This is a genomic window from Curtobacterium sp. B8 (genome assembly GCF_000333315.1).
In the GTDB taxonomy this organism is placed as follows: domain Bacteria; phylum Actinomycetota; class Actinomycetes; order Actinomycetales; family Microbacteriaceae; genus Curtobacterium; species Curtobacterium luteum.
Window position 1 is genome coordinate 1 of sequence record NZ_BACW01000605.1, and the last position, 8,544, is coordinate 8,544.

At 71.5% G+C, this 8,544-nt stretch carries 7 protein-coding genes, 1 tRNA gene and 1 pseudogene; 1 reads left to right on the plus strand and 8 read right to left on the minus strand.

What is annotated here, in order from left to right; genetic code table 11:
* Positions 1-13 precede the first annotated feature (13 nt).
* From I59_RS16380 to I59_RS16415, 8 genes and pseudogenes are all read right to left on the minus strand, one after another.
* On the minus strand, positions 14-1,345 hold the full coding sequence (locus tag I59_RS16380) for a threonine/serine exporter family protein (protein ID WP_022904803.1): 1,332 nt from the start codon (positions 1,343-1,345) through the stop codon (positions 14-16).
* A gap of 174 nt (positions 1,346-1,519) precedes the next feature.
* Positions 1,520-1,593: transfer RNA gene (locus I59_RS16385), tRNA-Leu, on the minus strand.
* A 111-nt stretch (positions 1,594-1,704) separates the two neighbouring features.
* Positions 1,705-3,183: an NAD(P)/FAD-dependent oxidoreductase gene (locus tag I59_RS16390; protein WP_022904804.1), complete on the minus strand. Its 1,479-nt coding sequence runs from the start codon at positions 3,181-3,183 to the stop codon at positions 1,705-1,707.
* A gap of 44 nt (positions 3,184-3,227) precedes the next feature.
* A pseudogene (locus tag I59_RS20260) lies at positions 3,228-3,777 on the minus strand (DUF501 domain-containing protein).
* A 35-nt stretch (positions 3,778-3,812) separates the two neighbouring features.
* Positions 3,813-4,349 (minus strand): septum formation initiator family protein, encoded by a 537-nt coding sequence (locus tag I59_RS16400; RefSeq protein ID WP_022904805.1) that lies wholly within the window; start codon positions 4,347-4,349, stop codon positions 3,813-3,815.
* A gap of 179 nt (positions 4,350-4,528) precedes the next feature.
* A complete protein-coding gene (gene eno / locus I59_RS16405; RefSeq protein ID WP_022904806.1) occupies positions 4,529-5,812 on the minus strand; it encodes a phosphopyruvate hydratase in 1,284 nt (427 codons plus the stop codon).
* Positions 5,813-5,932: 120 nt separating this feature from the next.
* Positions 5,933-7,177, minus strand: coding sequence for a histidine--tRNA ligase (hisS, locus tag I59_RS16410; protein ID WP_022904807.1), 1,245 nt, complete (start codon positions 7,175-7,177; stop codon positions 5,933-5,935).
* A gap of 279 nt (positions 7,178-7,456) precedes the next feature.
* Positions 7,457-8,158 carry a MazG family protein gene (locus tag I59_RS16415; protein ID WP_022904808.1) on the minus strand — a complete coding sequence of 234 codons (702 nt, stop codon included), beginning with the start codon at positions 8,156-8,158 and terminating at the stop codon, positions 7,457-7,459.
* Positions 8,159-8,281: 123 nt separating this feature from the next.
* Here I59_RS16415 and I59_RS16420 point away from each other — a divergent pair.
* The coding region (locus I59_RS16420; protein ID WP_031274200.1) for a Na+/H+ antiporter NhaA at positions 8,282-8,544 on the plus strand (263 nt) is incomplete at its 3' end.

Below are 8,544 nucleotides of genomic sequence, written 5' to 3' on the forward strand. Positions count from 1 at the left end.
CCCGTCCGGTGGGTCAGGCCTGGCCGCGGTGCGGCGCGTTCCGGCGGAACAGACCGGGGAGCAGTCCGCCGATCTTGGTGCCGACGCACAGGCTGACGAAGGTCGCGAGCGGGGTGGCGAGCGCCACCGGGTCGAACGTCGCGACCGCGACGAGGCCGACCGTGCCGGGCACCAGCAGGAGGAACGCGGGGAAGAACGACACGTTCGCCGGGATGACCGGGACGATCCGTTCGAGCACGCGCGTCGCCACGAAGAGCAGGGCCGCGGTGGCGCCGGTCGCGACCACGCTCCCGCCGATCGGCGTGATGCCGGTCAGCAGGCCGTACGCGGACGTCATCACCACGACGGACACGAGGGTGAGGCGCCAGCCGGACTGGAAGACCAGGCCGAGCCCGACGGCGAGGAACACCACCGCGACCCACGAGACCCAGTAGGGCGGCACGGCCTCCCACCCGCCGCGGTCGGTGCCGACGCCCGCGACCTCGCCGACGAGCGCCGCGGACGACGGGTCGACGTGGAGGCCCGTGAGGGCGCTGCCCGCGGCGATGCCCGCCGCCATGAACCCGAGCATGATGATGCCCTGCATGAGCCGGGACGAGCCCGTGACGATGTCGGCCGCGGTGAGCTCGAGCAGGGCGTTCGTGATGAGCGCACCGGGGACGAACACGGCGACCGGGGCACACACGGCGAACAGCGGCACGTGGTCGAAGCCGGTGCCCGCGGCGACCAGGCCGACGATGGCCGTCGACACGAAGGCGGCGAGGAACGGCACGATCGCGAGCGCCTCGCGGAAGCGACGGAGCACGAGGCCGATCACCCCGACGAGGGCGCCGACGCCGAGGGCGAGGAGCACCGCCCACCACGGGCAACGGAACACGACGGCGAGCCCGGCCGAGGTCAGCGCGTTGCCGAGGATCCACGGCAGCGGTGCGGGCAGCCGGGTGCTCGCGCGGATCGCACGGACGCGGGCGGGGATCTCCGCGAGGCCGATCGAGCCGCTCTCCAGGCCGAGGACGATCCGGTTCGCCCGAGCGGACTGGCGTGCGGAGAGCTCGACGCCCTCGGCGTTCACGATCGTCGCGGCGCCGGTCGCGGTCTCGCTGACGATGACGAGTGCGGGCAGGACCCCCACGGCGAGCTCGGGGCCGATGCCGGCGGCGTCGCGGGCCTTCTCGAGTGCCGAACGGACGTCGGTGACCGAACTGCCGGCGTCGAGGAGGAGGGCGCCGAGGGTGCCGAGAAGCATGCCGACCGGGACCGCTTCGCCGTCGATGACCTCGACGTGCGGTTTCGGGGCGGCGAAGGTGTTGCGCAACTGGGCGATGGCGCTTCCGAGTCCGACCACGAATGTCGATGGTAGCTGGGCGGGGCGGGCGGGCGGGGCGGGGCGGGGCGGGGCGGGGGCCGAGTCTCGCGCGCAGCGACAGTTTTCGCGCCTTCTCCCCCGAGAAGTGTCGCTGGCCCCGAGTCTCGGTCCGGCCACCCCGAGTCTCGGTCCGGCCACCCCGAGTCTCGTGCGTACCCCCGGTGGGACTCGAACCCACAACTCGGCGATTTTAAGTCGCATGCCTCTACCGATTGGGCCACGGGGGCGGGCCGCAACAGCCTACCGAGCCGCACCCGCCTCCCCGGACGCCGCCACCCGGAGAACGCCGGACGGCGGCCACCCCGCAGGGTGACCGCCGTCGGTGGTGGTGCTGGTGCCTACTTCGCCTCTGCGGACGCCTCGGCCTTCACCGGCTCGGCCTCCTTGGAGACGTCCTCGGCGGGCGTCGCGTACGCAGGGCCGGCGGCGTCGGCCGGCTTGCCCTCCTCCGGCGCAGCGGCGGCAGCGGGGGCCGGCGCCTCGACGGCGGGCTTCGGACGCGAAGCGAACGCCTCGAACGCAGCGCGCGGGGTCTCGCGGTCGTCCAGCGACGCGATGTCGCGGCCGAGGAAGAAGCCGCCCACCCAGTCGCCGATGACGCGCCACTTGCGCTCCCACGACGGCATCGCGAGGCCGTGGTAGCCGCGGTGGGCACCCCAGGCCAGGAAGCCCTTCATGGCGAACTTGCCGGACTGGAACACGCCGATGCCGAGACCGAGGCCCGCGACCGCGCCGAGGTTCTCGTGCTTGTAGTCGGTCGTCGCCTCGCCGCGGATGACCGCGACGAGGTTCTTGGCGAGCTGCTTCGCCTGACGGACCGCGTGCTGGGCGTTCGGCACGCAGAAGCCGCCGACGCCACCGCCGGTGAGGTCCGGCACGGCCGCGACGTCGCCGCAGGCCCATGCATCGGCGATCACACCGTTGTCGTCGACCACGCGCAGGTCGGGCTGGACGCGGATGCGACCACGCTGCTCGAGCGGGAAGTCGGTGCCCTTGACCATCGGGTTCGCCATGACGCCGGCGGTCCAGATGATGAGGTCGGACGGGATCGTCTGGATCGACTCGTCCTTCGCCTTGAGCTGGCAGACGCCGCCCTCGGCCGACGCGAGCTGCGTCTCGAGGTGCACGGTCGCCCCACGGGACGCGAGGTTCTCGAGCACCCAGTGCGAGGTCTCGAGCGACACCTCGGGCATGATGCGACCCATCGCCTCGACGAGGTGGAAGTGCGTGTCGTCGAAGGACAGCTGCGGGTAGCTCTTGAGCAGGTCGGAGACGAACGAGCGCAGCTCGGCGAACACCTCGATGCCGGCGAAGCCGCCGCCGACCACGACGACGGTCAGGAGTCGGTCACGCTCGGGCCCGGCCGGCAGGTTCGCCGCCTTGTGGAAGTTCACGAGGATCTTGTCGCGGATCGCGGCGGCTTCCTCGATGGTCTTGAGGCCGATCGCCTCGTCGGCGACACCCGGGATCGGGAACGTGCGCGAGACCGCACCGGCCGTCATGACGATCTGGTCGTAGGTCTCCTCCCACGGCTCACCCTCGGACGGCGTGATCGTCGCGGTCTTCGCGGCGTGGTCGACCTTCGTGACCTTCGCCGTGACGACGCGGGTCTTCTTGAGGTGACGACGGTGCGACACGACGGCGTGACGCGGCTCGATCGAACCGGCGGCGACCTCGGGCAGGAACGGCTGGTACGTCATGTACGGCAGCGGGTCGACCATGACGACCTCGGCTTCGCCCTGACGCAGGTGCTTCTCGAGTTTCCAGGCGGTGTAGAAACCGGCGTAACCGCCGCCGACGACGAGGATCTTGGGCACGGGGGATGATCTCCTTGGAGTGGGGTGGTTTGCCGGGAGGCTGGTCAGAGTTCGCCGCCACCCGCCCCGACTCCGGCGTCTGCATCCTCATCATACGCCCGGCACTCGCACCGGGAGGGCGACCAGTCCACGCGCTCGAGCGCGAGGTCACCGATGGGGTTGACGCCGGGTCCGGCGGCGAGGGCGTGACCGACGAGGGCGTGGAGGCACTTCACGCGGGTGGGGCATGCCACCGGCACTGATGCCGTCGATCTCGTCGACGTGCTCGATCGACTCACGGTCGGCCAGGTAGGACTCGTGGGCGGCGCGGTACTGGTCCGCGACCTCCGGGTCCTCGAGCAGGGCTGCCAGCTCGGGCATGACCTGGTTGGCCTCGAGGGTGCTGACCGCGGCGGTGGCCGCGGGGTGGCACAGGTAGTACAGCGTCGGGAACGGGGTGCCGTTCGACAGCCGGGGCTTCGTGGACACGACCGTGGGGTTGCCACAGACGCAGCGTGCCGCGATCCCGATGACGTCGCGAGCCGGTCGCCCGAGCTGCGCCGAGACGACGCGGACGTCGTGGTCGGAGGGCGGGTCGAAGGGAGGGGTCGTCACGGGTACGTGAGCCTACCCGAGTCCGAGGCGTCGTCCTACTTCGTGTCGCCGGTGCCGGAGACGTCCGGCGCGACGAGCTGTTCCGCGCTCTCGTCGGTCAGTCCCGATTCCAGGACCGAGGACAGCATGGCCTGCACCCAGTCGACCTTGGGCGTCTGCACCGTCGAGCTCACGGGCGTTCCGGAGTCGGTGCGCGGACGGCTCGACGACCCCGCGTCCTCGCTGCCCATGACGAGGTAGCTCTCCTCGCCCGGGTAGACGTAGAGGAGACGGTCGCGTGCCTGCGCCTCGATGTAGGCCGGGTCGTCCCAGCGGGCGACGTCCTGGCGCTTCTGCGCGACGTCGGACTTCTGCGCGGCGACCTGGTGCTGCTGCTGCGCGATCTGCTCCTGCTGCTGGATGAGGGTGCGCAGCGATGGCGCGAGGACCACGACGAAGAGCACGATGATCGCGAGCATGAGCAGGCTGAAGCCGGAGAACCGGATCGACCGGTACCAGGGCTGGTGCGCGGCCGCCCCGGCCTGCGGCAGCGCGACCGGGACGCGGCGGACGCGGGGCTTCTGGCTGGGCACGTCCCGACGATAACCCGCACGGTCGCGTGGCCGGGCCCGGCACGCGGGTGTCGGGCACCCTCCCAGCGTCGGCCTGGAGGCACGGCTCGACTCCGTCCCGCTGCTCTCGTCACCGGGACGGCGGACGACGAGACGCCGCCCTCCCGGAGGAGGACGGCGTCTCGAGGTCCGGCTGGGTGTTACAGGGCAGCCGCGCGCGGGAAGGCCGAGCGACCGGCGTACACCGCGGCGTCGCCGAGTTCCTCCTCGATGCGGAGCAGCTGGTTGTACTTCGCGACGCGGTCCGAACGGGCCGGCGCACCGGTCTTGATCTGGCCGCCGTCGACCGCCACCGCGATGTCGGCGATGGTGGTGTCCTCGGTCTCGCCCGAGCGGTGCGACAGGATCGCGGTCATGCCGTGACGGTGCGCGAGCGACACCGCGTCGAGGGTCTCGGTCAGCGTGCCGATCTGGTTGACCTTGACGAGGATCGAGTTGCCCGCCTGCTCGTCGATGCCGCGCTGGAGGCGCTTCGGGTTCGTCACGTACAGGTCGTCGCCGACGAGCTGGAGCTTCGAGCCGAGCTCGGCGGTGAGGTGCTTCCAGCCCTCCCAGTCGTCCTCGGCCAGCGCGTCCTCGATGGTGACGAGCGGGTAGTTCGCGACGAGGTCGGCGAAGTAGCCGGTGAACTCCTCGCTCGAGAGCTGCTTGCCCTCGAACGCGTACTTGCCGTCGTGGAAGAACTCGGTCGCCGCGACGTCGAGGCCGAGCGCGATGTCCTTGCCCGGCGTGAAGCCGGCCTTCTCGATCGCGGCGAGCAGGAAGTCGAGCGCGGCACGGTTCGACGCGAGTTCCGGCGCGAAGCCGCCCTCGTCGCCGAGGCCGGTCGCGAGGCCCTGCTTCTTCAGCTCGCCCTTGAGGGCGTGGTAGGTCTCGACGCCCCAGCGGAGCGCCTCGGAGAACGTCTCGGCGCCGTAGGGCACGAGGAAGAACTCCTGGATGTCGACGTTGGTGTCGGCGTGCGCGCCACCGTTGACGACGTTCATCAGCGGGACGGGCAGCGTGTGCGCGTTCGGGCCGCCGAGGTAGCGGAACAGCGGCAGGTCGGCCGAGTCGGCGGCGGCGCGGGCCACGGCGAGCGAGGCGCCGAGGATCGCGTTGGCGCCGAGGCGCGACTTGTTCTCCGTGCCGTCGAGCTCGATGAGCGCGGCGTCGACGAGGCGCTGGTCGGTGGCGTCGAAGCCCTCGAGCGCCGGGCCGATCTCGTCGAGGACGGCGTCGACCGCCTTGAGGACGCCCTTGCCGCCGTAGCGGGCCTTGTCGCCGTCACGGAGCTCGTACGCCTCGAACGCGCCGGTGGAGGCACCGGACGGGACGAGCGCGCGCGAGACGACGCCGTCGTCGAGGAGGACCTCGACCTCGACCGTCGGGTTGCCTCGGGAATCGAGGACTTCGCGTGCGCCTACGGCATCGATCTGGGCCACGGGGTACTCCCTACGAGTTCGGTTGTGGTGATTGCGGGTCCGATCCTACCGAGGCTCGGTGCACGCAACGTCCCGCGTGACGCAACCGTGGAGAACCCCGCGGTGACGTCCTCGCGACGCTCAGGCGAGCGGGCGGAACTCGACGCCGTCGAGCGAGGCGGTGTCGGCACCCACCGTCGCGAACGCTCCGAACCCCTGCGCCGCGAGTCCGGCGAGCAGGTTCTTCGTGTTCTTCGTGCGCCGTTCGAGCCGGACACGGTGGTGCGACCGGAGCGCTTCGGTCTTCAACGCGGCGAGCCGGACCGGGTCGACGTCCTTGTCGTACACGAGCACGACCGCGTCGGCGGACTCCGCCTCCGGCAGCGTCACGAGGTCGACGAGCCGCTCGAAGCCCAGCGAGAAGCCCACGGCCGGGACGTCCTGCCCGAGGAACCGGCCGATCATGCCGTCGTAGCGACCGCCGCCGCCGAGGCTGTAGCCGAAGTCGGGGTGCGCGACCTCGAAGATGGTGCCGGTGTAGTAGCCCATGCCGCGGACGAGCGTCGGGTCGAAACGGAGGTCCACCCCGTCGAGCGCCGACCGGAGTCGGGCGAGGTCGGCGAAGGCGTCCTGGTCGAGCCAGTCGGCACCGGAGACCGAGTCCCAGTCCGCCCGCTCGAGCGCGGGGATGGTGTCCTCGAGTCCGGGGAGCTCGGAGCCGGTGGTCTCGCGGAGTTCCGCGGCGACGCCGTCCGCGCCGATCTTGTCGAGCTTGTCGACCGTGATCAGGGCGCGGTCCGCTGCGGCGGGCTCCGTGATCCCCCACGAGGCGAGCAGCCCGAGCAGGATCCGACGATCGTTGATCCGGATCGACGTCCCGGACACGCCGAGGGCGTCGAGGGCGTCGGTCGTCGCCCGGATGAGCTCGATCTCGGCGAGCTGTCCGGGCTCCCCGAGGATGTCGATGTCGCACTGCACGAACTGGCGGTAACGCCCCTTCTGCGGGCGCTCTGCGCGCCACACGGGGGCGATCTGGACGGAGCGGAACACCGTCGGCAGTTCGGCACGGTGCGACGCGTAGAACCGGGCGAGCGGCACCGTCAGGTCGAACCGGAGCCCGAGGTCCGCGAGGTCGAGCGGGGCCTCGGCCGACCGGAGGTCCTCGACGCTCAGACCGCGCTTCATCACGGCGAACGCGAGCTTCTCGTTGTCCCCGCCGAGCCCGGAGTGCAGCCGTGCCGCGTCCTCGACCACCGGCGTCTCGATCTCGTCGAAACCGTGCCGCGCGTAGACGCCGCGGACCACCCCGAGCACGTGCTCCCGACGCGCCTTGTCCGCGGGGAGGAAGTCACGCATGCCACGGGGGGCCGTCACGGTCGTCGCCATGTCGCAATCCTGCCAGACCAGCAACACGCGTTTGCGCCGTCCGGTGTCCGCTGATATTGTGAGTGCAGAACGTCGGTCCGAAGTGCCTGATCCACTCCGGACCGATCGCGAGGGCAACGTGCTGCAGTGTGCCCCGCGGTGAGCGGGCATCCCGCGCGTCCCTCGATTCCCTGGAGGTGCGCGCGGCCCGCTCGCGGGCGTCCTCCTTTTTTCGGGTTGGGAGGACGCCCGCACTCCCCTCCGCGCACGGCTCGCGAGACCCCGCTGGTCAGGCCCCGCTCAGGCCCCGGCCCGACGCCCCTCGACCTCGAGCGCAGCGACGGCAGCACGGAGACTGGCGACCGGGTCGACGCCGTCCTCCCGAGCCTCCGCCACGGCACGCAGCGCTCCGATCCCCCACCCGAGGTCCACCCGACCCGCGCCCGCGATCGTCGCGGCCGTCACCGACCCCGTGCCGTCCGCGGAACCGTCTGCCACGCCCTCGACGTCGACCCGCGCACCCAGGGACGCGACGAGCGTGTCGGTGTCGACCCGCGCCTCCAGGCGTTCCAGCAGCTTCACGGCACGTTCGAGCGGCGGCATCGCCCGCGGGACCCCGTCGAGGACGCTCCGCCGCGAGGCCTTCTCGGCCGCCTTCGCCGCACGCCAGACGCGCTCGACCTCCGCGACCGTGTCCGCGCGCTCGTCGCCGAAGACGTGCGGGTGCCGTCGGACCATCTTGTCCCGGACGCTCGCCGCGACGTCCTCGAGGTCGAACGTCTCCGCGATCCCCGCGTGCAGCACGACCTGGTAGAGCACGTCGCCGAGTTCTTCACGGAGTTCGGCCTCGTCCGCGTCGTCGATGGCGTCGACGAGTTCGTAGACCTCCTCCACGGCGTACCGGGCGAGGGACGCGTGGGTCTGCTCCCGGTTCCACACACACCCACCCTCGGGGGCGAGCAGACGGTCCACGACGGCCGCGAGGTCGGTGAGGGCACTCATGCGGCCATGCTCGCACGAGCGCACCGGCCGGGGATCGGTGTCAGGGGCGTCCGGTACACTGGATGTGGCGTGTCGGGAAGTCTGGTCGACGGACCGTTCCCCGACCCATCGAACCGGAGCTCCATGTCGTCCCTCCTCCGTTCCCCGCGCTTCAGCGCCGTCGCCCTGCTCGTCGCGGCCGTCCTCGGCCTCGCCGTCGCGAACTCCCCGCTCGGCCCCGGGCTCGAACGCGCGCTCGACGCCCACTCCCCGTGGGGCGCGATCGGCCTCGACCTCTCGGTGTCGCACTGGATCAGCGACGGCCTGCTCGCCGTGTTCTTCCTCCTCATCGCGATCGAGCTCAAGCAGGAGCTGGTCGCGGGTGAGCTGTCGAACCCGAAGACCGC